Raw genomic sequence first — 24,656 nt, forward strand, 5'->3', positions numbered from 1 at the left:
ACCCCCGGGTGGCGCGATGTGTTGGAGTGCGACGGCCGACCTGGCCGCCGGTGTCGGGATCGGCGCGGTCGGGGTGGCTTGTGTGGCGCGGGTCCGGCGGGTCCGTGATCTGCCGCTGGCCGCGCTGCCGTTGATCCTCGGGGCGCATCAGGTCGTGGAGTCCGTGGTCTGGGACTCCGGCGGGGGTACGGGCCCGGCGACCGTGGCCTGGGCCGTCATCGCGCTGCCCCTGCTCGCGGTGTGGGTTCCGGCCGCTGTGATGTGCGCGGCGCCCCCGCACGCCCGGCGCGCGCTGACGGTCCCCCTGGCGATCGGCCTCGCAACCGCCGCCGCACTCGCCTACGCCCTCGTGACCCGTCCCGTCCGAGCGGAGGTGCGCGGCCACACCCTCGGCTACTTCGTGCATCTGGACCATCCCGAACTGCTCGTCGCCGGCTATCTCCTGGCCACCGTCGGCTCCCTCCTGCTCTCAGGTGACCGTGGACTTCGGCTGCTCGGGGTACTGATGGGCACGGGCGCGCTGATCTGCTGGCTGCTGTGGGAGCTGGAGTTCGTGTCGACCTGGTGCGCGTTCGCGGCGGTCGGTTCGGTGGCGCTGTTCGGCTGGGTGCGTCGGCGCCCGGTCGGGCCGGACGTGGGGCGCTGACGGGCACCACGTGCGCGGCCCGCCCGGCCGTCGGCGTCGTTCAACCGATCGGTTGAACGCGGATTCCACCGCACGCGCGTCCTCCGCTGCGTACGGATGACGCGAGGCCTCACAGCACGGCGCCAGAATCGCCACTGACCATGGCGCCGCGTTCAACCCGCCGAGGTCCTCACCCCCATCGGAGCGGCCCCACAGAGTGTCCGGTTTCCTCAGCAGACGACGTGTACTTGCCACCGGAGCCGGAGCCGGAGCCGGAGCCGGAGCCGGAGCCGGAGCCTGTGCCGCAGCCCTCGGCCTCGGAGCCCTCGGCGCCACGGCCGGCCCCGCCGCCGCTGCCTCGTCCACCGGGGGCGGCACCTCTGGATCCCCCTGCTGCTCCTGCGCGGCCGCGGGCTCCATGGGACTCGTCGCGGAGATCGTCGGCGAACTTGTCGGCCAAGTGGTCGATCCGGAGCAGGACTTGAGCCATCGCGAGATCGAGGTCGTCCGGTTGCTGGCCGAGGGGCGCAGCAACCGGGGCATCGCCGAGGCGCTGTACCTCAGCGAGGCCACGGTCAAGACCCACCTCGTGCGCGCGTATCGCAAACTCAGGGTCGGCAATCGGGCGGCGGCCGTGTGCAGGGGACTGCTCGGACTCACCTGATACACAAGGCGTTTGACGCGGCCGAGGCATCCTCTCCGCACCCGCGCCGACCGTCACGGGCGGGCGCGGAGAGGGATGGCGCGGTAGCGCTAGGAGCCGGTTCCGGTGGTCACGTCGGACACCGTCCACCGTTGGTTGGAGCCGGAGTTCGGCGTCCAGATCGTGACGGCGGATCCGTCGGCGGTGGCCTGGCCGCCCACCTCCAGGAGCTTTCCGGTGGCGGCGTTGACGAGGGTCCAGGTGCCGTCACCGGTCGTTGACATGATCCACTGCGTGGCCGTGTCACGAGGGCCGGTGTCCGCCTCCAGGACCGGGGCGCCGTCGCGTACGGCCAGCCGCTTGCCCTCCACCGGGTTGGTGAACACGTACCGCTGCCGGTTGCCGGTCTGGCCGCTGATCTGTCGCAGCTGCCACCGCTGGCCGGTGACCGTGGCCGCGTCCGTGCTCGCCGTCTTGATGACGAGCTTGCCGCCGTCGTCCGCGACGGTGAGCGCCTTGCCGCTCTGGACGCCGGTCAGGGAGTAGGTGTGGCCCTTCTTCAGCAGAGCGGCGTCTTTCGCCACGCCCGACACGCCCTTGACGACGAAGGAGGTCACCGACTGGGCGGGCACCGTGAACGTGGCCTGGCGGTCGGTGACCGCGACGGGGCTCTGGCGTGCCAGCTTGCCGTCGGCGCTGGTCACCACGGGAGTCACCGTCGCGCCCCGCGCGATGTGGCCGAACTTGGACAGGTCGATGGTGACCGTACGCGCGCTGGTGGTGCTGTTGACGTGGACGACCGTCGCCCCGTTGCCGCTCTTGGAGACCGCGGCGGCGCTGGACGTGTCGTCGGTCTTGATCAGCCGGTCGCCCGGCTTGATGTAGTGGGTGAAGTTGCGGGCGGTGTCGAACTTCGTGTTCGTGTGGATGGGGCAGGTCGCGAGGGTGTCGGCGGAGGTGCAGCTGAACGGGATCTGGATGCTGCCCCAGTTGCCGCCCTTGGCGGACTCACCGCCGGGCTTCATGTTGTCGTAGTCCTCGACCGGCTGCCAGAACACCCAGGCCTTGGGCTCGAGTTCGCGCAGGTCGTCGACCATCTGCTGGGCCAGGCCCAGTCCCGGCCGCATGTCCGTGAAGCTCTGGCCGTCGCCCCAGTCGCCCTCGACCTCGCTCATCCACAGCGGCTTGTCCGCCGCCTTGGCCAGGTCGCGCGCACTGGTACGGCCGCCGGTGCCGTAGGTGTGGACGTTCAGCTGGCCGACGAGGTCCCGCACGTCCTGGGGGTAGGAGTTCCAGTTCTGCGTGAAGATGCTCGGGTTGGTCTCGTCCATCGCGGAGATCTTCGTGCCGGTCTTCGCCTTCTCGAGGGCGGGGGCCAGCGCGCGGATGACCTGCTGCTGGAGCGCGGGGCCGATGTGCGCCCCCTCCTGGCGGCCGCCGACCGGCTGCCCGTCCGCGCCCAGACGCGTACCCCAGTAGTTCGTGTTCGGCTCGTTGAACGGGTCGAGGGTGTTGACCTTGATGCCGTGTGCCTTCTCCAGCCGCTTGGTCGCGCCCGCGAGATAGGCGGCGAAGTCGTCGACGGAGTCGGCCTTGAGCTGGTCGGCGGAGGAGTTGAAGCCGCCGGAGACATAGCCGCTGTTGGTCATGAACCAGGGCGGCGAGTTGCTGAACGTCTCCCAGTGGGTGATGTCCTTCTTGATCCGGTCCACCCACCAGCGCTGTGTGGCGTCGGCGTTCGGGTTCCAGTCGGCCGCGTCGTCGGCGCTCCACCAGTCGGTGTCCGTGCGGGTGGTGCCGTCCGGGGCCTTCCACCAGCCCTCGACCGCGCCGCCGGCCCGCAGGTAGTTCTGGACGTCGGGGGCGTTGCCGCCGCCGATGTTGTAGCGGGCGATGTTCAGATTGAGGCCGTCGTCGCCGAACAGGAGCTTGGCGAGCTTCTCGCGGATCGGTGCCGGGTAGTTGCCGGTGGCGTTGGCGAACCAGACCAGGCTGGTGCCCCAGCCCTCGAAGCTCTGCTCCTTGTACGAGGGATCAGGCCGGACGGTCACGGACGCGGCCGCTGGCGGCGCGGTCTCCGCGCTCGTCGGCGGGGCGGTGACCAGGGCTGCCCCGGTGGCCAGTGCGGTGCCTGCGATGGTTCCCAGAAGCCGTCTTGTGCGGGTACGGCGTGCCAACGTGTGCTCCCAACTCGTGTGTGGTCGCTGCGATGGACCGGCGTGCCCCCGCGCGGGGGCACGCCGGCTAACCCTCGAACGGGGGGCCGTGCTCGCTGTTCGAGGGCTGTCAGAGGGCGGGCTGCCGCAGTACGGCGACGTCCCGGGGGGCGAGGACGACGGCGCCGTCGTCGTCCGTCCGGCCGATCAGCAGGTCTCCGGAGACTCCGGTCAGGGGCACCGTCTCGTCGGTCCGGTTGACCAGGAACAGATAGCGGCTGTCCGCGCTCCGCCGCACGATCAGCTCGACGCTTCCCCGCGCGCCGTCCGGCAGTTCACTGTGCACACCGGCCGGGGCGAGCAGCTTCGGCAGCAGCGCGGTGAGACCGTCCGCGCCGAGCCGGGTGGAGACGTACGCGGCCGAACCCTCGCCCGTCGGGCGCCGGGTGACGGCGGGACGGTCGGCGTACGTGCCGCCGCGGTAGTGCGCCAGCACCTCCACCGCCGGGTCGGTGACGCTGATCCGGTCGGTCCACAGGGTGCCCGGGGCGGTGCCGTCCACGCCGTCCAGCTCGACGTCGGCGGTCTCGCCGTCGAGCAGCGGGCCGAACTCCTCGATGCGGATGCCGAGCAGCTCGCGCAGGGCGCCCGGGTAGCCGCCGAGCCAGATGTGGTCGTTCTCGTCGACGACACCGGAGAAGTACGTGGTGATCAGGTGGCCGCCGTTCTCGGCGTACCGGGTGAGCTCCTTGGCGAGCGGGGCCGGCATGACGTGCAGCACCGGCGTGATCAGGACCTGGTAGCGGTCGAGTTCGGTCTGCGTGGTGACGACGTCGGCCCGGATGCCGAGGGCGAGGAGCGCGGAGTACCAGTCCAGCGCCTCCTGCCGGTAGCTGAGCTGGGCGGTGGGGTGGGAGTCCTGCTCGCTCGCCCACCACGAGTCCCAGTCGAAGACGATGCCGACCCGGGCCGGCTCACGCTCGGTCCCGGCGACCGGAGCGAGGGTCTTGAGGGTCTGTCCGAGGTCGGCCACCGCGCGGAAGAGCTCGCTGTCGGCGCCGGCGTGCGGGACCATCGCCGAGTGGTACTTCTCGGCGCCTGCCGCCGACTGGCGCCACTGGAAGAAGCACACCGCGTCGGCGCCGTGGGCGACGTGCACCAGCGAGTCACGGGCGAGGTCGCCCGGCCGCTTGGCCACGTTGATCGGCTGCCAGTTCACGGCGCTGGTGGAGTGCTCCATGAGGAACCACGGGCGGCCACCGGCGATGCCGCTGACGAGGTTGGCGGAGAAGGACAGCTCGTCGCGGTCCTGCGGGCCGGGCACCACGTAGTGGTCGTTGGAGACGAAGTCGATCTCGGCGGCCCAGTCCGCGTAGTTCATTCCCTTGGTGTTGCCCATCACCATGAAGTTGGTGGTGACCGGAACACCGGGCGTGAGCTCGCGCAGCACGTCCCGCTCCGCGCGCAGATAGTCCTTCAGCACGTCGGAGGAGAAACGCTTGAAGTCCAGCTGCTGGGTGGGGTTCGGGTGGGAGGCGGCCAGCCGGGGCGGCAGGATCTGCTCCCAGTCGCTGTAGCGCTGGGACCAGAACGCCGTACCCCAGGCGTGGTTGAGGGCGTCGAGCGTCGTGTAGCGGGCGCGCAGCCAGTCGCGGAAGGCGCGGGCGGCGTCGTCGGAGTAGTCGTAGACGTTGTGGCAGCCCAGCTCGTTGGAGACGTGCCAGGCGACCAGCGCGGGATGGTTCGCGTACCGCTCGGCCATCTTGCGCACCAGGCGCAGCGCGTACTCGCGGAAGACGGGGGAGGTGGGACGCCAGTGCTGGCGCGCCCCGGGCCACAGCGTCTCGCCGGAGGCGGTGACCGGAAGGATCTCCGGGTGCGCCGTGCTGAGCCAGGGCGGCGGGGAGGCGGTGGCGGTGGCCAGGTCGACCCCGATGCCCCCCGCGTGCAGCAGGTCCATGACCTCGTCGAGCCAGCCGAAGTCCCACTCGTTCTCGGCGGGCTGGATGCGGGCCCAGGAGAAGATCGCCACGGAGACGATGTTGACGCCCGCCTCCCGCATGAGCCGGATGTCCTCCTCCCACACCTCGCGTGGCCACTGCTCCGGGTTGTAGTCGGCGCCGTAGGCGAGGCGGGGGGTGGGATCACCGTCCGGCCCGTGCCGCAACTGGGACAGGAGGGTGGAGATCATGGTGGTCCTTCCGGTTACTGCACGGGGTGGCGCGAGGTGCGTGGTTGCTTCCGGGCGGCCGCCGCTGAGCTCCTGCTGCTCAGCGGCGGCTCCCGAGGGGAATGCCGGTTACTTCGAGACGGTGAAGCCCTGCTCGTTGCCGTACTTGATGGAGGCGTCCTGCCAGGACTTCAGGCCGGCGGCCAGCTTGGTGCCGGAGATGTAGGCCTTGCCGACGGTGTCGTTGAAGATCGAGTTGGCGTACTGCTGGAAGGGCAGGTACGACCAGTCGCTGGCGACGTTGGCGGCGGACTCGGCGAAGATCTTGTTGGCTTCCTGGCCGCCGAAGTAGTCGAACTTGGTGTTCTGGAACTCGGTGGACTGGAGTTCGGCCTTGGTCGCCGGGAAGGCGCCCTGCTTGATGCGGGTCTGCACGCCGTCACCGGAGTTGGCGTACTCGACGAACGCGTAGGCGAGTTCCTTGTTCTTGCCCAGCGCGGGCAGGGCGAGGGAGCTGCCGCCGTTCTCCGCGCTGGCCTTGTCGCCCTTGGTCCACTGCGGCATCGGGGCCGCTCGCCAGTCACCGGAGGCGTTCGGCACGCCGGAGACGAAGTTGGCGGGCATCCAGGCGCCGGTGGTCAGGGTGGCGATGGTGCCGTCGCCCAGGCCCTTGTACCAGTCGTCGGTCCAGCCGTTGATGGGCGCGACGAGCTTCTCGTCGATGAGCTTCTGCCAGGTGTCGGTGTACTTCTTGGCGCCCGCGTCCTCGAAGTTGACCGTCACCTTGGTGCCGTCGACCTTGTAGGGGCGCGAACCGGCCTGCCACAGCATGCTGGTGGTGAAGCCCGCGTCACCGGCGTCGTTGGCGATGTAGACCTTGGGGTCGGCCTTGTGCAGCTTGCGGGCCGCGTCGACGTACTCGTCCCAGGTGGTCGGAACGGCGATCTTGTACTTGTCGAAGACCTTCTTGTTGTAGAACATCGCCATGGGGCCGGAGTCCATCGGCAGGCCGTAGACCTTGTCACCCTCGCTCACGGCGTTCCACGGACCCGGGGTGTACTTGGCGGCGAGCTTGTCGGCGCCGTAGGGGGCCAGGTCGCTGAGGCCCTTGGTGAGGGAGTACTGGCTCAGCGCGAAGTACTCGACCTGCGCGACGTCGGGGACGCCCTTCCCGGCCGCGATGGCGTTCGACAGGGCGGTGTAGTGCTTGTCACCGGACCGGTCGCTGACGAGGTTGATCTTGACCTTGGGGTACTTCTTCTGGAAGTCGGCGGCGACCGTCTTCAGCGTGGGCTCCCAGGCCCAGACGTTGACCGTGCCGCCCTTCTTGAGGGCCGCCTGGATGTCCGCGGCCGAGACCGCCTTCTGGCCCGAGCTGTTGTTGTCGGAGCCGCCGCAGGCGGTCGCCCCGAGGGCGAGGACGGAGAGGACAGCGAAGCCGCGCAGCAGGCGGCCGGTGGTTCTGCGCATGGAGGTGCTTCCACTTCTTCGTGGGTGGGACTTCTTCATGGGTGGGACAGGGTGAGGGTGAAAGAGGTGAGGCTGCGGGGGGTGGGGGCCTGAGGGCGGGCTATTCCTTGACGCTTCCGGCGGCGAGCCCGGACTGCCAGTACTTCTGCAGCAGCAGGAACGCGGCGATCAGCGGCACGATGGTGAGCAGCGAACCGGTGATCACCAGGTTGAAGATCACGTCGCCACCGATCGTCTGGGCCTGGGAGTTCCAGGCGTCCAGGCCCAGGGTCAGGGGGTACCAGTTCGGGTCCTTGAGCATGATCAGCGGCAGGAAGTAGTTGTTCCAGGTCGCGACCGTGGTGAACAGCAGGACGGTCACGGTGCCAGGAGCGAGCAGCGGCATGGCGACCTGGAAGAAGGTGCGGATCTCGCCCGCTCCGTCGATGCGGGCGGCCTCCATCAGTTCGGTGGGGATGGCCTCGGTGGCGAAGACCCACATCAGGTACAGGCCGAAGGGCGAGACCAGGGAGGGGATGATCACCGCCCACGGTGTGTCCGTCAGTCCCATCTTGCTGAACATCAGGAAGGTGGGCACCGCCAGGGCGGTGCCCGGGACGGCGACGGCACCGATGACCACGGCGAAGACGGCGCGCTTCCCGGGGAAGTTGAACTTCGCCAGCGCGTAGCCGCCCAGGATCGCCAGGAGGGTCGCGCCGCCGGCGCCGAGCACGACGTACAGCAGGGTGTTCAGCAGCCAGCGGACGAAGATGCCGTCGTGGTACGTGAACGTGTCGTGGATGTTTTCCCAGAGGGCGAACTTGTGGCTGAACCACAGGCCGGACGAGGTGGCGAGCCCGTCCCGGGTCTTGGTGGCGCTGATGACCAGCCACACCAGGGGCACCACGGTGTAGAGCATGATCAGGCCGGTGAGCACGGTCAGCAGGACGCTGCGCTTGGGGCGTCCGGGAGTGTGCTTGTGCCGTGTGCGCAGTCGGGGCGTGTTCTTGGAACCGCCGGACTGGGCGGACGGGGGCTGGGAGGCGGTGGTGACGGGGCTGCTCGTGCTGCTCATCGGGTCACGCTCCCTTGCGCATGCCGCGGAGCTGCACGACATAGGCGATGACCATGGTGATCAGCCCCATGATGATGGCGACCGCCGCGGAGTAGTTGTGCTGCTGTCCGTTGAAGGACAGTGAGTACGTGTAGAAGTTCGGGGTGTAGTCCGTCGTGATGGCGTTGCGCGCCAGCGGCCGCAGGATGCTCGGCTCGTTGAAGAGCTGGAAGCTGCCGATGATCGAGAAGATCGTCGCGATGACCAGGGCGCCCCGGATGGCGGGGAGCTTGATGGCCGAGATGATGCGGATCTGCCCGGCGCCGTCGATCTCCGCGGCCTCGTACAGCGAGCTCGGGATGACCCGCAGCGCGGAGTAGAAGATCAGCATGTTGTAGCCCACGAACTCCCAGGTGACGATGTTGCCGATCGACGCCAGGACCAGGTCCGCGGAGAGCGGGTCGGGCAGGGTGACGTCGAAGGCGCTGTTGATGTCACCCACCAGACCGAACCGGGTGCCGTACATGAAGCCCCACATCAGGGTGGCGACCACGGCGGGCACCGCGTACGGCAGGAAGATCGAGATCCGGAAGAAGTTCTTGCCGTACAGACGGCCGCTGTCCAGCGCGAGTGCGACGAGCAGGGCGATCCCCAGCATGATCGGCACCTGGATCAGCAGGAACAGCGAGACCCGCTCCAGGGAGGACCAGAACTGGTCGTCCTGGAGGGCCTGCTTGTAGTTGTCCAGGCCGACGAAGGACGTTCCCCCGATGAGCTTGTCACGGAAGAGGCTGAGGTAGATCGAATAGCCGATCGGAGCCAGGAAGACGAAGGCGAAGACCACCGCGAAGGGGCCGATGAACCCCCATCCTGTCCAGGAGCGGCGGTCCCTTTTCGGAGGCCGGTCCGGGCGCCGTGCCACGCCCGCAGGGGGTTGAAGCGTCGTCATGTCGTTCCTCGCTCGTCCATCTCGGAACCGGCGTCTCACGCCGTCGCGATGTTTACGTAAACATGCAGTCCCCCTTCGCGTCGAGGGCTGTTATGTTTACGTAAACATCTGATGGCGGCATGTCTACACTGCGCCAATGTCGGTGGTCAAGGGTCGTCTGACGAAACGGCGACCCGGGCAACAAAGGAGACGGGTGGACACTGCGGACAGCGCCTCGACGGGGACGGAACGGTCCCGCGGGCGCAAGGGAAAACGGGCGGTGCGTCGCACGCAGACCGCGTCCATGGCCGATGTCGCACGCCTGGCCGGGGTCTCCTCGCAGACGGTTTCCCGCGTGTCCAATGGTTACGCGGGTGTGAACGAGGAGACCCGTGAACAGGTGCTGGCGGCGATGAAGGAACTGGGCTACCGGCCCAACAGCGCCGCCCGGGCCCTCAAGCGCGGTGAGTTCCGCACCATCGGCGTCATCACCTTCAACCTCTCCACCACGGGCAACATGCGCACCCTGGAGGCGATCGCCACCTCCGCGGCGCAGGAGGGCTACGCCGTCACGCTGCTGCCGGTCGCCGTGCCCACCCAGGACGAGGTGCGCGGCGCCTTCTCCCGGCTCGGGGAACTCGCCGTCGACGCCGTCATCGCCATCATGGAGGTGCATCTGCTCGACGCGGCGACCATCTCCCTGCCCCCGCACGTGCAGGTCGTCGTCGCCGACTCGGACGCGGGCGACCGTTACGCGGTGGTCGACACCGACCAGGCCGGGGGAGCCCGGGCCGCCGTACGCCACCTTCTGGACCTCGGCCACAGCACGGTCTGGCATCTGGCCGGCCCCGAGGAGTCCTTCGCGGCACAGCGCCGCACCGATGCCTGGCACGCCGCCCTGACCGAGGCGGGCCGCGTCCCGCCGCCCCTCGTACGCGGCGACTGGTCGGCGGAGTCCGGCTACCGCGCGGGCCTGCGGCTCGCCGACGAGCGCGAATGTACGGCGGTGTTCGCCGCCAACGACCAGATGGCACTGGGCCTCCTGCGGGCCCTGCACGAACGCGGCCGGAAGATCCCCGACGACGTCAGCGTCATCGGCTTCGACGACATCCCCGAGGCCGGCTCCTTCCTGCCGCCGCTGACCACGGTCCACCAGGACTTCGCCGAGGTGGGACGCCTCTGCGTCGAGGGTGTCCTGCGGCGGATGCGCCACGGCGGGCCGGAACACGGCACCACGCTCGTCCCCACGAAGCTGGTGGTGCGGGGGAGCACGGCGCCGCCGGCCGGGGATGCGTGAGGTTCGCGTGCCGTGAGCTGTGAGCCGAGAGCCGACAGTCGAGCGGCGAGGAGCGACACCGAGCGGCACTGAGCGGCAGGAATTCCGTGGCCGCTTCAGCCTCCCGCTAGCGCGGTGCTAGGGCTTTGAGCCAGTCCTCGACGGTGACGACATCCGCCCATTGCGGGAACAGCTTCTCGGTGAGGATCCGGTGCACCTCGGGGTCGGTGTCGAGGCAGGCATCCGTCAGGACGGTGAGGTCGAAGTCCAGGTCGATGGCGTGGCACAGGGTGGACAGCACCACACCGCTGGTGGCGATGCCGGTGAGAACAAGGCTGTCGATGTCACGAGCCCTGAGGACCAGGTCGAAGTCGCTGCCCGAGAACGCGCTCCCTCGCCGCTTGGTGACCACGATGTCGCCCTGCTGGGGCGCGATGTCGTGGTGGATCTCGGTGCCGGGGTCACCCTCGGTGAACAGGCCGGCCCGCACGGCGGCGGTGAGCACCCTGTTGCGGGGGCTGACTTCCGGATTGCCCGGCCGTAACTCGATGACCACGTAGATCACGGGGATGCCCGCCGCGCGGGCACCCTCGATCGCGTTCCGCAGGCGCGGCAGATATCCGGAGCCGTCGTCGGCGATACCCACGATGTCCCGTTGGACGTCCATCACGAGGAGTGCGCTGTTCGCCATACTTGCCGTCCCTTCGTCACGGGGAAACAAGAACAAGTCTGGGGGATCGACCGAGCCGAGTCGGCGAATCGCGGAGATCCTCATACGGGGTCGACGCCGTCGATCTCGACCGGAAGGTGGCGGCAGCCGCGCAGACCGAGGCTCGCGCGGTAGGGCGGTGGGTCGGCGAAGAGTCGGGGGTTCTCCAGCCGGTGCGCCAGCTGGGTGAGGGCGATCTGGGTCTCGGGACGCGCCAACGGGGCACCGAAGCAGTAGTGGATGCCGCCGTTGACGTCGACAGCGCGGCACCCCGCATCGCACGCCGCGCCCCAGTCCCCTGCCGCCGGCCCCGAGCCCTCCAGCCATTCGACGCTACGGATGCTGCCGAGAGCGGCCATCGCCACTTCGACGTCCAGAGTGCTGCCGTCGGACATCTGGGCGCGCCGCAGCCTCCCGCTGTCATCGCCTTCCAGTGACTCGACTCTGACGCCGCACCGCAGGTCGACGCCGTTGTCGGTTCACCCGGGTAGACGGGAGTACGAGCGGTGGGTCACCTTCCGCTAGCAGTACGACATCGATGCCTTTCGCGCAGGAGGCCCCGAGGGAACTGACCGAGGACATGGGCGTGGGCCGGCGCTGTGGGCTCGTGCCGATGGCTGCCGGATTCACGGCTCGGCGGGGTTCTTTCCCCAGACGAAGACCTCGGTGCCCGGGAGGCGTTCGGAGAATCGGCCCGACGGGGACACCTCCCGCAGCAGGAGACGCACGTCCGACTCGAAGGCGGCGCGGCGCGCGCCGAACAGGTGCGGAGCCGAGAACGACATCGAGAACACCCCGGCGACGACGTCATCGCTCGTGCGCTCAAGCGCCTGCCCGCCGGGAACGACATGACGCCGGGGACCGGAGAATCCCGCGCGCGTGAGCACCGCCGCCTCGCCGCCGGGCGTGCCCTGTGGCAGCACCCCGCGCCCGGCGCGTCGTACCGGTCCGAGGTAGTGCCTGACCAACTCGTCCATCGCCGGATAGGGCACCGCCGGATACGGAAGACCGTCGACGGATCGACGCTCGGTCTTCAGATCCGAGATGTGCACGAACGCCCCGCCGGGCACGAGCATGTCCCTGATAGTGGCCGCCACCAGATCCCGATCCATCCAGTGGAAGGACTGGGCGAAGGTCGCCACGGTGAACGTCCCGAGACCCGCGGGCAGGTCCTCGGCTCGGACCCGCACCCACCGCGACTTCCCGCTCACCCCGGCCTCGGCGGCTCCGCGCCCCGCTTCGGAGAGCATCCCGCTGTCCGGGTCCACACCGACGATCTCAGCGAACAGGTGCGCAAGACTCAGTGCCAGGGTGCCCGGTCCGCATCCCACGTCGATCAGGCGCCCCCGACCGTCGAGTCGCAGGACCTCGGCGAGCACGTCCGCGAGACCGGGTGCGTACGGGAGCCTTCCTCGTCGGTAGTAGGGGGCCGTCCCCGAGAACAACGTGTCGTCCCACTCCCAGCCGTCGACCACCGCCATCCGCCACCCTTCACAGAAACACAGGATTGCCCGACGGCGGTCGCCGCACCGGTCAAGATAGCGAACGCACGGATTGCCGGATGACCAGTCCTGCTTCCACCTTTGGCTGGGCGAACCGGGTCCAGCGCTCCGTGGAAGACCACTGTTGTAGTTGTCGTGGCTGTCGGCGGGTGGCTCTGCTCATGAGCGGATGACCGCGCTCAGGCCAAGTGCGGGGACCTGGCCGACCGCCACGAGCAGTTCGAGTGGCAGTTCCTTGTCTGCCTGGCCAATGGCGAAAGGCGGCCCCAAATTCTCGAATTCCGTCGTGGGAGCGGCCCCCCTTTCCATGGCTTCAGCCTGCCGAGACTTCGGTCGCCGGACTCGATACCGGCGACCTGGACCCACGCCGCTGCCCCTGCTGGTCAATGCGTGTTCGGCGCAGTGCGTGGCCGAACTGCCCCCGCCACTCGAGGGTTACGTCCAGTCCGCCCACACGGGCGGCCCGGTCAGTCGATCCGTGCCTCGCCGTACGGCACCAGCCGCACCGGCCCGAGCATCCCGTACGACTGACGCGCCGTACCGCCGTATACCGCGGGATCGCTGACCCGCAGCCGGTTGGAGAGCGGGGTGGCGACCTCGACCTCGATGACATTGACCCCGCGTCTGAGCACGTCGCCCAGGTCCACCACCGGATGGATCTGGTCCACGGGGTCGAGGCGGTGGCCGTTCACGGTGACCCGGCAGGTGTCGGTGACGGTGCCCAGTTCCAGGCGGGCACCGTGGCCGCCGGTCCACCCGTCGTCGAGGGTGACCGTGGTGCGGTAGCGGCCGATTCCGGAGACGTCCGCGAGCTCGGCGATCTGCGACCAGGGCAGCAGTGCGTCGAGGGTGAGGTCGTGCTCGACGACGGTGGTGCGGTAGGGCGTGTCGCCGGGCCGCCAGTCCTGGACGTGCAGTTGCCAGGAGGCGAGATCCATCGGCGCGGGGACGGTCTTGAGTGTCGTCCGCACGGTGCGGCCTGAGGACAGGACGGTGCTGTACGTGCCTGCCGTGGTCGCCCGGACGGTGAGTCCGGCGTCGGTGAAGCGCACCTCGTCCGCCTCGCTGCCGACCGCGTGCGGACGGCTGCCGGAGCGGTCGCCGAAGAGACCGGGGCGACCGAGGGCCAGGATCAGGGTCTCGGCGGGCTGGAGGGTGACGCGAGCGGTGACGGTGTCGCCGTCCTCGGTGTAGCGGGCGAGGCGCTCGGACCTACCGGTCCACGGGTCGAGGAGGTAGGGCACGGCGCCCGCGGTCGTGCGGCGCAGGGTGACCTCGTGGTCGATCGCGGCCACCGGCGGTTTGACGGTCTCGGCGTGCTTGCCGTTGCAGAGGTAGTAGTAGTCGACGCCGTCGGCCACGCGGTGGGAGTTGAGCAGGGTGGAGGAGGTCGCGTAGCCGACGTCGGGTGCCACCCCGAGGTCGGCGAGAGCGGTCGGGACGGCCGACTTGTCGGTGACCTGGCGGACCAGCGGTTGGGCCAGCAACTCGGCCACCACGGAACGCAGTTCGTCGCTCTCGCCGCTCTCCGGGACGCCGGGCGGTACGACGGTGTCCCAGGCGCCGAGCAGCACGACGGGCAGTCCGGCGCGGGCGAGGCGCAGCAGGGCGCGGGCGTCGGACAGCGCAAGGGTGACCGTGGAGCCGTAGAAGAAGTCGCCCTCGACGAACAGGGCCTTGTACGCCGGGCCTTCGGGTGCGAGGCGCCCGTGGCGCACGGTGGCGGCGGGCAGGTCGAGCAGCGGCCCACTCAGGAACTGGTGGGTCCAGCCCAGAGGGATGCCCGTCGCGGTGAACCAGGAGGCGCCGATGCCGGTGGCGGCGTACCCGGTCTGCCGGAACACCGCGACGTCGACGCGCGGGCGGCCGGTCTGCAGCACCTGGTGAACCCGGCCCAGGTACCCCGACACGTCCGCGACGTGCCGCCAGGTCGGATGCCGCGGGCCCCAGGACTCGCCATAGCCGACCGTCCCCTTGTACGGGGTGAAGGCGGCGTATCCGGGCCAGTTCACGCCCGGCAGCTCGGCGTAGGAGAAGCCGTGGACGACCGTCTGGTTGACCCCTGCCGCATAGGCGCCGCCCATGGTGCGAAGGAACTTCTGCCACGTGGTGTTGTACGCGCCGCCGGCGTAGGCGCCCGCCTCACAGGACAACACGGTGTGCCCTGCCATGTCCCGGCCGCCCGCCAGACAGCGGTAGTCGTCGAGGTTCTTGAAGCCGAGGGACTCGCCCTCGGGGATGTCCAGGAGCGCGGCCGAGGCGATCGCGTCGGTCTGCAGCCCGTAGGGCTGGGACCGCAGTTCGAGGCCGAGGGAATGGGCCCAGGCGCGCAGGGCCGTCACATGGTGCCGGTTGAAGAGGACGGACACCGTTTCCCAGAAGTCGTGCCGGATCTGCCGGGTGACGGCGGCTTCGAACGCGAAGACCTGGTTGCCGTGATTGAGGATCACGGCGGGCAGCAGCGGCAGTAGAGAACGGCCGGTGTGGGCGAGGAACGCGTCCGGGAGGCCGGGCGTCCACTGGAGGCCGTCGGTCTCCAGCTCGATGGAGTCCTCGAAGAGCGCCCCGCCGGAGACCTTGAGCAGGCGCCGCACGGTGGGGGAGAGGAGGTGGGCCTCCCAGAAGTCGGTCACCGCGCGTGTGCCGGCCGCGCTGAAGTGGTCGACCACGTACGCGGCCGGGGCGGTGTGCGGGCCGCCCTCCGGAGTCTGCCCGGAACCGCGTACCCAGTAGGACACGATCACCCAGCTGCCGTCGTCGGGTGCGGTCCAGGCGAGCGTGCCGTCGGTGACGGCGCCGGTGAGGTCCCGGACCGAGTCCAGGTCGAGCCCCGTCTCCTTGCGGGTGGAGTTCGCGGTGTTCACCCGGGCGGCCTGCACCAGGAGCAACTGCTGCCGGGTCACGCCCGAGGCGGCGGCGTGGACCGGGGCCGGCACCGGACCGGCGTAGGCGGATCCCGCCGTCAACGTGACCGTCCCGTAGGCCAGTTCCTTGACCGCCGCCTCGCTGTCCGGTGTGATGCCGGGGACCGCCGCCGGCCAGCTGGGGCCGACGGTCAGATCGACGGTGAGGCCGCGCCGGGCCGCCTGGCCGAGTGCGGCCTCCACTCCCGCCACCCACGCGGCGCTGCCCCAGCCGTGCCGCTCGGTGTCCAGGACCGAGGGGTCCGTGACGCTGTGATGGACCGCGGCTATCTCGGCCCCGCCGAAACCGGCGTCGGCGATCTGGTCGATCTCGCGTCTGATCTCGTCGGGCCGCACGAGGCCATCGGGCCACCACCAGCGGAACTTCGGCCGCACGGCGCGCCCGGGCGTCGCGAAGGGCGGCCCGACGGCGGTCGACGCCCTCGCCACCGCGGGCAGGCTCCAGCCGAACGCACCGGCCGCGGCCGTGGCGACGGCGGCTCCGAGGAGAGCGCGGCGGGGAAGCCCCGAGCTGCGGGCCGGGGTGACGTTGCTCATGGATCTCGTCCACTCTCTCGGAGGGCAGCACAAACAGGACCCCTTCGGGGCCCACGCTTTTGAATCGTTTAAATCCTCCGGGAAGCTACGGCCCCGGATCGGAGAGCGTCAAGATCCGTGCACACCTTCGACCACAGTCGCGTCAGGTGGCGTGCGTGAGCTTCGCAGGTGGACATCAGGAAGTTGTCAGGGTGTGGGAAGACCCTCTCGCCTCCCTTTTTCCGGGGCGCAGGCGCTTACCATCGGCCACGTGTGCGCACATGTGCTGGTCGCGGAGGACGACGAGAAGCAGGCGGAGCTGATACGCCGCTCACTGCTTCAGGAGGGACACACCGCGACCGTGGTCCACGACGGCGGGGCCGCGCTCGACGAGGTGCGGAGGAACAAGCCCGACCTCGTCGTCCTCGACCTGATGCTGCCCGTGATCGACGGCTTCGGCGTATGCCGGGTACTGCGCCGGGACGACGACATCCCCGTCCTCATGCTCACCGCCCGCTCCGCCGAGGACGACGTCCTGCTCGGCCTCGAACTCGGCGCCGACGACTACATGACCAAGCCGTACAGCCCGCGCGAGCTGATGGCCCGTATCCGCACGGTCCTGCGGCGCAGCGGGCGCCCGGCCGATGAGCAGGACCGGGCCGTCCGGGCCGCCGGAATCACCGTCGACCCGGTCCGGCACGAAGTGCACTGCGACGGCGCGCGCGTGGAGTGCACCCCCGGGGAGTACGAGATCCTGCGCGCCATGACCGCGGATCCGGAACGGGTCTTCTCCCGGCGGCAGTTGCTCCAGTGCACGCGCGGTATCGACCGGGCCTCCACCGAACGGGCCATCGACGTGCACATCATGAACCTGCGCAAGAAGATCGAGCCCGACCCTCGCCGGCCGGTGCGGCTGCTGACCGTGTTCGGCGTCGGCTACAAGCTCAGCGGTGGGCGCGGGTGAGCTCCCGCATACCGCTGCGCAAGAGGCTGCTCGTACGGCTGATGATCACCTCGGTGCTCATCGCCCTCTGCTCGGTGGCGGCAACGGCGTGGCTGGCGGTGCAGACGACGACCCGCGCCATCCAGGAGGAGCAGGGACAGGTCCTCGCCGACGACACGGACATCCTCCGGCAGCTCAGCGGATACGCCGCCACCCACCCGAGCTGGGCGGGCGTCCAGGACACCGTGCGCCGGCTGTCGGCCGCCACCGGGCGACGGATCGCGCTGACGACGGCGGACCGTACGCCGATCGCCGACTCCGCCAGGTCCCGCACCGCCCTGCCGCCCGGGGCCGCCGCCACCGTCGACCCTCTGCACACCGACACGTACTCGGAACCAGGGGCCCAGCTCAGTGGCGTAGACCCGCGCGCCGTGGGGCCCTACCGGCTGACGCCTCTGGAGCGGGCTCGGCTGGGCAAGATGGCGACTGTGCGGCAGAAGTGCGCCGCGCGCAACGGCGTCGACACCACGATCATCTGGACGCCGAGCGGTAGGCCCGTCCTGGCGGACGAGAACGGGATCCTCCCGAACTCGAGGGTGCCCGACGTGTGCGCGGACGGACACCTCAACACCCTGACGCACACCGAGGAGACAGCGGTGGCCAGGCTGGCGAGCCTCGCCGAGGCATGCCTGCGGCGCGAGAACGTCGTTCTGCCCGGGAAGGGGTTCATCTCGCTGGAGTTCTCCAGCCAGGCCCCGCAGCCGCAGTTCGCCCTGGGGAGGAAGGACCTGGGCGGGCATCCCACGGCGATCGGGGCGAAGGGGAACGAGTGTCTCGCCGAAGCGCGTCGCGAGCAGCTCGACCCCGATGTCGCGCCCGTCGCCGAGCTGTTCCTGGGCACGGGGGACAGCGCCCTCCCGCACTTCGACATGTCGAACGCCAACAAGGCCAAGATCGTCGGAGTCACCGGTCTCGTCCTGGCCCTCACCGTGGCCGTGACCGCGCTGGTCGCCACCCGCCTCGTACGCCCGCTGCGCGCGCTCACGCAGGCCGCGCAGCAGCCGTTGGAACGGCATGTACGGGTGCCCGTCACCACCCGCGACGAGACGGGCATCCTGGCGGTCGCGTTCAATGAGCTGACCGAGCGCCGGGAACGGATGGAGGCCCAGCGCAAGGCGATGGTCAGCGACATCGCGCATGAGCTGCGTACCCCGCTCACCAACATCCGCGGCTGGCTGGAGGTGACCCGCGACGGCATCGTCGACCCCGACCCGGAACTGCTCGCCTCCCTGCACGAGGAGGCGGTGCTGCTCCAGCGGGTCATCGACGATCTCCAGGACCTCGCGGCGGCCGACGCGGGCACGCTCGCGCTGCACCGCGAGGCCGTCCGCGCCGACGAGCTGCTCGCCCAGGTCGCCGCGGCGCACCGGGTGGGAGCTGAGGCTGCGGGCGTCGGGTTGCGGACGGGGACGGACGGGACGTCCGCGCCGACGGGGAGCGGGACTGCGTGGATCGACGCCGATCCGGTCCGGATGCGGCAGGCACTCGGCAATCTGGTGTCCAACGCGATCCGGCACACACCGGACGGCGGCACGATCACCCTCTCCGCCCGGGAGGAGGAAGACCAGGTCGTCCTGGCGGTGGCCGACACCGGCAGCGGTATCGCCGCGGAGGATCTGCCCAGCGTCTTCGACCGGTTCTGGCGGGCCGAGAAGTCCCGCAGCCGGCGCACCGGCGGCAGTGGGCTCGGCCTGTCCATCGTCCGCCAGCTCGTGGCCGCCCACGGCGGTACGGTCGCGGTGGCGAGTGAACTCGGCGCCGGTTCGGTCTTCACCTTGAGGCTGCCCGCCACCGACCCTCCGGTCGACGGGGACGAGGTCCGCTGACCTGCGCAGGGTGGTGGTGGCGGTACCAGGATCCGCGTTCCCCCGTACAGGAGGGATCTGGTTGCCCCGGTGTCCTGGGAGCACTGTGGTCACATGAACACCACCAGGATGCCGGGGGTCAGAATTCGTGTCACGCCCCTGCGGTCGCTCGCGGGACGCACCTATGTCCCGCGCCGCGGAGGAAGTGGAAGAGGCGCGGAGAGGTCACGAGGATCGGAAAGTCAGGTTCCAGCCATCCAGGTGGCCGGGGTCGACGGTGAAGACGCCGGGAGTGTCGTGCATGACGCGGAGCCTCCAGGTGCCGTCGGCGGGGAGTGCCGAGGCGTCGACGGTGCAGATCGCGTACGGCTCCGCGCCGGTGTCCGAGGCGAAGTCCTTCACTAGGGCCCTGTGCGGCGGATCAGGCTGATGACCCGGCCGCCGATGACGTCGTGGACGAGGTCGACGGGGACCGGCCACTTCCCGACCGTGGGAAGTGGCCAGCGCGGAGTTCCTCACCGGAACACGTTGTCGGAATCGTCCCAGATCGAGGGCTCGCTCGGCGTGTACTCCCGCGGGACCCTCGACGAGGTCTGGTACATCGCGTCGATCTCGGCGGCGAAACGCCGTGAGATGGCGTCCCGGCGTAGCTTCATCGACGGGGTCAGCAGGCCGTTGGTCTGGTCGAAGGGTTCGGGGAGAACACGGAACACCCGGATCGACTCGGAGCGGGACACGGTGCTGTTGGCCGCGGCCACGGCGCGTCTGACCTCCTCCCGCAGCTCGTTCTCCTCCCGTGCGTCCCGTGCCGACGTGCCCCCCTTGGACCAGGCTCCGCGCCAGTGCGCGAGGAAGTCCGGATCAAGGGTGATGAGGGCGCCCACGCACGGCCGGTTGTCGCCCACGACGACCGCCTGATGGATCAACGGGTGGACGCGCAGCCGCTCTTCGAGGGCCGCGGGAGCCACGCTCTTGCCGCCGCTCGTGATGATGACGTCCTTCTTGCGGCCGGTGATGGCCAGATACCCCTCGGTGTCGAGGCGCCCGAGGTCACCCGTCGCCAGCCAGCCGTCCTGGAACGCGGCGTGCGTGGACGGGGGATCGTTGACGTAACCCTGGAACACCGAAGGCCCCCACACCAGGATCTCCCCGTCCTCGGCCACCCGGATGTCCGTACCGGGCAGGGCGCGGCCGACGGTTCCGAACTTCTCGCGCCCCACGGGCTGAGCCGTGATGCCGCCGCTCGTCTCGGTGAGTCCGTAGCCGTCGTGGATGACGATCCCGATGCCCGCGTAGAAGAGGGCGAGTTCACGGTTGAGCGGGGAGCCGCCCGACACCGCGCCGCACACTCGTCCCCCCAGGGAGGCCCGCAGCTTCCGGTAGACGGTCTTCTCGTAGAGGGTGTGCTGCAGGCGCAGGTCGAAGCCGGGGCCGGAGCCCGTGCCCAGTCGCTGGCGTTCGGCGGCCGCGGCGAAGTCCTTCGCCGTCTGGACGGCACGCTCGAACAGGGCTCCGCGGCCCGTCCGTTGCGCGGTACGCAGGAAGTTCTTGTAGATCTTCTCGAAGACGAACGGAACGGCGTAGAGATAGGTCGGGCGGAAGGAGAGGAGCGCCGCGGAGAGCGTCTCCTCGCTGAGATCGGGCTCGTGTCCCAGCAGGATGCCGCCCCGCAGACAGAGCCCCTGGACCATGATGCCGTACACGTGCGAGAAGGGCAGGAAGGCGAGGATGGCGGGCTGCTCACCCGGGGGAGCAGCCGTGTGTCGCCAGCCCTCGAGGAGGGTGTCGCAGGGGCTGGCGAGGTTACGGTGGGTGAGGGCACAGCCCTTGGGGTGCCCCGTCGTCCCGGAGGTGTAGGCGATGACCGCGGTCGAGTCGGGCAGCACGATGCGGCGCAGCGAGTCGACCGTCGTCGTCGGGATCGCCCGCCCCCGCTCGACCAGCTGTGCCAGGGCCCCGGTGTCCAACTGCCAGACATGACGCAGCGACGGGAGCGACGCGCATGCCGAGCCGACCGTCATGATCCCCTCCTCGTCCTCGACGACCACGGCGACACAGCCCGCGTCCTGGAGGATCCACGCGACCTGCTCGTGCGACGAGGTGGGGTAGATCGGCACGACCTCTGCGCCGACCGCCCACAGCGCGTAGCTGAGGACGGTCCACTCGTAGCGCGTACGGGCCATGACGGCCACCCGGTTCCCCGGGCGCAGGCCGGACACGACCAATCCCCGGGCCAGATCGACCACTTCGTCCCACAGCTCGGCCGCGGTCACCGTCGTCCAGATGCGGGGATCGTCGTCGAGACGGCGTGCGACCTGCGGCAGATCCGGCTCGCGGCGAGCCGTTTCGAAGAGACTGTCGGCGAGTCCACCCTGCATCACTGTCGCAGCCGGTGAAGGATTTTCGAACGCGTGCATCGCCGCTCCAGAATTCTCCCCGGCACGACCCCACCGAGAGGCTCCGGTGCCGAGGATTCACGAATCTAGCCCAGACCGACCACGACTGTGTCGGATTCAGGCAGCAGTTCGTCTACCGATGAGGTTACGGTCGCATCAGGGACCGGTCAGCACGGCCCAGCGGTGGCGGCAGCGCCCGCGACAGCCCCGACAGCGGCTGCGATCCGGCCGCCCACCACTGTTCCGCGAGCCATCAAGTCGGGACGCTTCCGGTCATGCGCGGCTCAGGAGCGACTCCCGGGAGATGAGGGCGGTCGAGCCCGGTGCCGTACAGGCGTGGGCACCCGCGATCGCCCCGAGCCGGGCGCACTCCCGTACGTCCCGGCCGGCGAGCCCGCCGTACAGGAAGCCGCACACGTACGCGTCGCCCGCGCCGTTGGAGTCCACCACCGGAGCGGACGGGACGGCCGCCGGAATGTGACAGGGGTCGGGGTCGCCGTCTCTGGTGAGGACGTAGGAGCCGTCCGCGCCCGCCGTGGCGACCACCGTGTGTGCCCGCCCGGCGCGGAGGATCTCCCGCATCAGCGCGGGGGCTTCGTCGCCCACGCCCGCCGCGCTGAAGAAGACGAGATCGGAGCGGAGCGCGAACTCCCGGTGGTGGTCCGCGAGGCCGTCCCAGTCGTGCAGGTCGGTGGAGACGGGGACGCCGAGGTCCTCGATGTCCTCGTAGAGGAAGCGCCCGAAGTTCATGATGGAGAGGTGGACGTGGCGGGTGCGCCGCAGCCGCGGCAGGTAGAAGTCCCGGGGCATCCGCAGATCCGCCGGGTCGCGCCCGTCGTAGAAGGACATCCGGCGGCCCGACGCGTCCACCAGGTTGACCGCGCGCCGCGTTCCGGCGGGGGAGATCAGCGGGAGGAAGTCGACACCGCCCTTGGCCATCCGCTCGCGCACCTGTGCGCCGATCCAGTCGTCACCGATGCAGTCGAGCAATCCGACCTTGAGGCCCAGCGCCCGTGCGCCGAGGGCGACGTTCCCTCCGGTGTGACCGGGCCACTCCTCGATCGGGCCGACATGGACGGAGTCGGCGAGCGGGACCGGCAGGGAGTCGACCCGGACGATGGTGTCCACGCCGGTGCCGCCGATCACCAGGACGTCGTATGTCCCGTAGCGGTCGTACGCGCTGTACGGGTCGTGGTCGTGGTCGCCGTCCTGGTTGCTTTCCGCGTGCTGTGGGATCACAGATCCATCTGCCCTCTCCTTCCCCGCCGCCCCCAGTATGGCGGGCCAATTGCTTGAGGTTCGGCGTTTCCAGCGGGAGATGCCTGACGGTGCGTACAACTTCCGCCCGCAGGTGACCAAGTACTTGGGTGGGGGCGGCATCAATTGTGCCGCCCCCACAGGCATGACCGGATGACGGACAAGGGATCGCGCTCGCCCAGGTGCCGTGACCGACGCAACGGCCGCCGACCGCCCGGCGTAGCCCTTGACTTCACAAGACCACCGCGCGACATTCCTGACTCCGCATCAGAACCGGGACGCATAAGGCCCGTTGCTTCCCGGGGCACAGCACGCTCGCCCATTCCTTCGCCCGGCTGGAGCGCCCTGCCATGTCCACGAACGCGGACCCTGTGAGACGTACCGAAGCCTCCTCTGCGTACTCCACCGCTTCCACCCCCGGACCCGGCCCGTCGCGTCGCCGGGTGCTCGGCGCGGCGACGGGAGCCGGGCTCGCGCTCGCGGCCGGTCTGCCAGGTGCCGCGGACGCGGCCGACCTGCCTCTGCTCGGCACGTACGACGTGGTGGTGATCGGTTCCGGAGCGGCGGGGATGACCGCCGCGCTGACGGCTGCGAAACAGGGGCTGAGCTGCGTCGTCGTCGAGAAGGCGCCCACGTTCGGGGGATCGGCGGCGCGTTCGGGCGCGGGCGTCTGGATCCCGAACAACCCGGTGATCCTCGCCGCGGGGGTGCCGGACACCCCGGCGAAGGCCGCCACCTACCTCGCGGCGGTGGTCGGCCCCGACGTGTCCGCCGCACGCCGGCAGGCCTTCCTCGGCAGCGGCCCCGCCATGATCTCCTTCGTCATGGCGAACAGCCCGCTCCGTTTCCGCTGGATGGAGGGGTACAGCGACTACTACCCCGAACTCCCCGGCGGACTGCCCGGCGGCCGCTCCATCGAACCCGACCAGCTCGACGGCAACATCCTCGGTGCCGAACTCGCCCGTCTGAACCCGTCGTACATGACCGTACCGACCGGCATGGTCGTCTTCAGCTCCGACTACAAATGGCTCACGCTCGCCGCGGTCAGCGCGAGGGGTGCCGCCGTCGCCGCCACCTGCCTGGCCCGCGGTACCCAGGCCGCCCTGCTCGGCCAGAAGCCCCTCACCATGGGCCAGTCGCTGGCGGCCGGTCTGCGTGCCGGACTGCTCGCGGCCCAGGTCCCGGTGTGGCTGAACACCCCGCTCTCCGACCTGTACCTGGAGAACGGAACCGCCACGGGAGCCGTGGTCACCAGGAACGGCACCCCGGGCCTGATCAGAGCCCGGCACGGGGTGATCGTCGGATCCGGCGGCTTCGAGCACAACGCGGCCATGCGCGACCAGTACCAGCGACAGCCCATCGGCACCGAGTGGACGGTCGGCGCCAAGGAGAACACCGGCGACGGCATCCAGGCGGGTCAGCGGGCCGGCGCGGCGCTCGACCTGATGGACGACGCATGGTGGGGCCCGGCGATCCCGCTGCCCGACCAGCCGTACTTCTGCCTCGCCGAACGCACCCTGCCCGGCGGGCTCCTCGTCAACGCCGCCGGCGCGCGCTTCGTCAACGAAGCGGCCCCCTACAGCGACGTCGTGCACATCATGTACGACCGTGACAGCGGCGCGCCCGACATCCCGGCGTGGCTGATCGTCGACCAGAACTACCGTAACCGCTACCTCTTCAAGGACGTGCTGCCGACCTTCACGTTCCCCGATTCGTGGTACACGTCCGGCGCCGCCCACAAGGCGTGGACCCTCGACGCCCTCGCCGGGCAGATCGGCATGCCCGCCGCCGCGCTCCGCACCAGCGTCAACCGCTTCAACAGCCTTGCCCTGAACGGCAACGACACCGACTTCCACCGTGGCGACAGCGCCTACGACCACTACTACACCGACCCCGCGATCCTCCCCAACTCCTGCCTTGCGCCCCTGTGGCTCGCTCCCTACTACGCCTTCAAGATCGTTCCGGGTGACCTGGGCACGAAGGGCGGCCTGCGCACGGACGCCCGGGCGCGGGTACTGCGGCCGGACGGATCCGTCATCCCGGGCCTGTACGCCGCCGGAAACGCCAGCGCGGCCGTCATGGGCCACAGCTACGCGGGCGCGGGTTCGACGATCGGCCCGGCGATGACCTTCGGCTACATCGCCGCGTTGGACATCGCGGCCGGCGCGGGCGCCTGACGGAACTCGGGTGACAAGCAGTCTTTGCGTGCTCAGTTGCGTTTCTTGGGCATTACGGGACGCGCG

18 protein-coding genes are annotated in these 24,656 nt (G+C 69.9%); 6 read left to right on the forward strand and 12 right to left on the reverse strand.

Annotation, left to right across the window (positions count from 1 at the left end; all coding sequences use genetic code 11):
• The first annotated feature begins 16 nt into the window (after positions 1 to 16).
• Together FNV62_RS48625 and FNV62_RS48630 are read left to right on the forward strand one after the other, a co-directional pair.
• Entirely contained in the window at positions 17 to 646 is a 630-nt protein-coding gene (locus tag FNV62_RS48625; protein WP_143629794.1) for a DUF6629 family protein, read from the forward strand.
• Between the two features lie 397 nt (positions 647 to 1,043).
• Positions 1,044 to 1,289 carry a response regulator transcription factor gene (locus FNV62_RS48630; protein ID WP_143629795.1) on the forward strand — a complete coding sequence of 82 codons (246 nt, stop codon included), beginning with the start codon at positions 1,044 to 1,046 and terminating at the stop codon, positions 1,287 to 1,289.
• 89 nt (positions 1,290 to 1,378) lie between these two features.
• Here FNV62_RS48630 and FNV62_RS48635 read toward each other — a convergent pair whose 3' ends face one another.
• The 5 genes from FNV62_RS48635 to FNV62_RS48655 all read right to left on the reverse strand — a co-directional run bounded on the left by FNV62_RS48635 (position 1,379) and on the right by FNV62_RS48655 (position 9,046).
• Positions 1,379 to 3,445, reverse strand: coding sequence for an RICIN domain-containing protein (locus FNV62_RS48635; protein WP_143629797.1), 2,067 nt, complete (start codon positions 3,443 to 3,445; stop codon positions 1,379 to 1,381).
• Between the two features lie 109 nt (positions 3,446 to 3,554).
• Positions 3,555 to 5,615 (reverse strand): beta-galactosidase, encoded by a 2,061-nt coding sequence (locus FNV62_RS48640; RefSeq protein WP_097288089.1) that lies wholly within the window; start codon positions 5,613 to 5,615, stop codon positions 3,555 to 3,557.
• A 108-nt stretch (positions 5,616 to 5,723) separates the two neighbouring features.
• Positions 5,724 to 7,064 (reverse strand): ABC transporter substrate-binding protein, encoded by a 1,341-nt coding sequence (locus tag FNV62_RS48645; protein WP_097288090.1) that lies wholly within the window; start codon positions 7,062 to 7,064, stop codon positions 5,724 to 5,726.
• Positions 7,065 to 7,164: 100 nt separating this feature from the next.
• Positions 7,165 to 8,118 (reverse strand): carbohydrate ABC transporter permease, encoded by a 954-nt coding sequence (locus FNV62_RS48650; protein WP_144316238.1) that lies wholly within the window; start codon positions 8,116 to 8,118, stop codon positions 7,165 to 7,167.
• 4 nt (positions 8,119 to 8,122) lie between these two features.
• On the reverse strand, positions 8,123 to 9,046 hold the full coding sequence (locus FNV62_RS48655) for a carbohydrate ABC transporter permease (RefSeq protein WP_060896764.1): 924 nt from the start codon (positions 9,044 to 9,046) through the stop codon (positions 8,123 to 8,125).
• Between the two features lie 283 nt (positions 9,047 to 9,329).
• Here FNV62_RS48655 and FNV62_RS48660 point away from each other — a divergent pair, with 283 nt between their 5' ends.
• Positions 9,330 to 10,322, forward strand: a complete 993-nt coding sequence (locus FNV62_RS48660) for a LacI family DNA-binding transcriptional regulator (protein ID WP_164331975.1) — start codon at positions 9,330 to 9,332, stop codon at positions 10,320 to 10,322.
• Between the two features lie 106 nt (positions 10,323 to 10,428).
• On the opposite strand, the gene FNV62_RS48665 is transcribed toward FNV62_RS48660, so the two are convergent.
• From FNV62_RS48665 to FNV62_RS48685, 4 genes are all read right to left on the reverse strand, one after another.
• Positions 10,429 to 10,992, reverse strand: coding sequence for a cysteine hydrolase family protein (locus FNV62_RS48665; protein ID WP_143629798.1), 564 nt, complete (start codon positions 10,990 to 10,992; stop codon positions 10,429 to 10,431).
• Between the two features lie 80 nt (positions 10,993 to 11,072).
• Positions 11,073 to 11,405, reverse strand: coding sequence for a hypothetical protein (locus FNV62_RS58220; protein WP_205522481.1), 333 nt, complete (start codon positions 11,403 to 11,405; stop codon positions 11,073 to 11,075).
• Between the two features lie 231 nt (positions 11,406 to 11,636).
• Entirely contained in the window at positions 11,637 to 12,491 is an 855-nt protein-coding gene (locus FNV62_RS48680; protein ID WP_143629800.1) for a class I SAM-dependent methyltransferase, read from the reverse strand.
• 488 nt (positions 12,492 to 12,979) lie between these two features.
• Complete coding sequence (locus FNV62_RS48685) at positions 12,980 to 15,973, reverse strand: glycosyl hydrolase (protein WP_143629801.1); 2,994 nt, start codon at positions 15,971 to 15,973, stop codon at positions 12,980 to 12,982.
• A 250-nt stretch (positions 15,974 to 16,223) separates the two neighbouring features.
• Here FNV62_RS48685 and FNV62_RS48690 point away from each other — a divergent pair, with 250 nt between their 5' ends.
• A complete protein-coding gene (locus tag FNV62_RS48690; RefSeq protein ID WP_143604450.1) occupies positions 16,224 to 16,916 on the forward strand; it encodes a response regulator transcription factor in 693 nt (230 codons plus the stop codon).
• Entirely contained in the window at positions 16,913 to 18,781 is a 1,869-nt protein-coding gene (locus FNV62_RS48695) for a sensor histidine kinase (RefSeq protein ID WP_143610512.1), read from the forward strand. The genes FNV62_RS48690 and FNV62_RS48695 overlap by 4 nt, the downstream gene beginning before the upstream one ends.
• 204 nt (positions 18,782 to 18,985) lie before the next feature.
• On the opposite strand, the gene FNV62_RS48700 is transcribed toward FNV62_RS48695, so the two are convergent.
• The 3 genes from FNV62_RS48700 to FNV62_RS48710 all read right to left on the reverse strand — a co-directional run bounded on the left by FNV62_RS48700 (position 18,986) and on the right by FNV62_RS48710 (position 22,305).
• Positions 18,986 to 19,162, reverse strand: coding sequence for a hypothetical protein (locus tag FNV62_RS48700; protein WP_164331878.1), 177 nt, complete (start codon positions 19,160 to 19,162; stop codon positions 18,986 to 18,988).
• 113 nt (positions 19,163 to 19,275) lie between these two features.
• Positions 19,276 to 21,177: an AMP-dependent synthetase/ligase gene (locus FNV62_RS48705; RefSeq protein ID WP_143629803.1), complete on the reverse strand. Its 1,902-nt coding sequence runs from the start codon at positions 21,175 to 21,177 to the stop codon at positions 19,276 to 19,278.
• 252 nt (positions 21,178 to 21,429) lie between these two features.
• Positions 21,430 to 22,305, reverse strand: a complete 876-nt coding sequence (locus FNV62_RS48710; protein ID WP_143605806.1) for a carbohydrate kinase family protein — start codon at positions 22,303 to 22,305, stop codon at positions 21,430 to 21,432.
• Between the two features lie 458 nt (positions 22,306 to 22,763).
• On the opposite strand from FNV62_RS48710, the gene kstD reads away from it, so the two are divergent.
• On the forward strand, positions 22,764 to 24,590 hold the full coding sequence (kstD, locus tag FNV62_RS48715) for a 3-oxosteroid 1-dehydrogenase (protein WP_186003176.1): 1,827 nt from the start codon (positions 22,764 to 22,766) through the stop codon (positions 24,588 to 24,590).
• Positions 24,591 to 24,656: the final 66 nt, after the last annotated feature.

The organism is Streptomyces sp. RLB3-17, from assembly GCF_007113425.2.
In the GTDB taxonomy this organism is placed as follows: domain Bacteria; phylum Actinomycetota; class Actinomycetes; order Streptomycetales; family Streptomycetaceae; genus Streptomyces; species Streptomyces mirabilis_D.

Bases quoted from the DNA above. Each gene is read 5' to 3' on its own strand.
- FNV62_RS58220 (WP_205522481.1), bottom strand. From the start codon at position 11,405: ATGTCCGACGGCAGCACTCTGGACGTCGAAGTGGCGATGGCCGCTCTC.
- kstD (WP_186003176.1), top strand. From the start codon at position 22,764: ATGTCCACGAACGCGGACCCTGTGAGACGTACCGAAGCCTCCTCTGCG.
- FNV62_RS48655 (WP_060896764.1), bottom strand. From the start codon at position 9,046: ATGACGACGCTTCAACCCCCTGCGGGCGTGGCACGGCGCCCGGACCGG.
- FNV62_RS48630 (WP_143629795.1), top strand. From the start codon at position 1,044: ATGGGACTCGTCGCGGAGATCGTCGGCGAACTTGTCGGCCAAGTGGTC.
- FNV62_RS48640 (WP_097288089.1), bottom strand. From the start codon at position 5,615: ATGATCTCCACCCTCCTGTCCCAGTTGCGGCACGGGCCGGACGGTGAT.
- FNV62_RS48625 (WP_143629794.1), top strand. From the start codon at position 17: ATGTGTTGGAGTGCGACGGCCGACCTGGCCGCCGGTGTCGGGATCGGC.
- FNV62_RS48680 (WP_143629800.1), bottom strand. From the start codon at position 12,491: ATGGCGGTGGTCGACGGCTGGGAGTGGGACGACACGTTGTTCTCGGGG.
- FNV62_RS48705 (WP_143629803.1), bottom strand. From the start codon at position 21,177: ATGCACGCGTTCGAAAATCCTTCACCGGCTGCGACAGTGATGCAGGGT.
- FNV62_RS48660 (WP_164331975.1), top strand. From the start codon at position 9,330: ATGGCCGATGTCGCACGCCTGGCCGGGGTCTCCTCGCAGACGGTTTCC.
- FNV62_RS48645 (WP_097288090.1), bottom strand. From the start codon at position 7,064: ATGCGCAGAACCACCGGCCGCCTGCTGCGCGGCTTCGCTGTCCTCTCC.
- FNV62_RS48650 (WP_144316238.1), bottom strand. From the start codon at position 8,118: ATGAGCAGCACGAGCAGCCCCGTCACCACCGCCTCCCAGCCCCCGTCC.
- FNV62_RS48665 (WP_143629798.1), bottom strand. From the start codon at position 10,992: ATGGCGAACAGCGCACTCCTCGTGATGGACGTCCAACGGGACATCGTG.
- FNV62_RS48685 (WP_143629801.1), bottom strand. From the start codon at position 15,973: ATGAGCAACGTCACCCCGGCCCGCAGCTCGGGGCTTCCCCGCCGCGCT.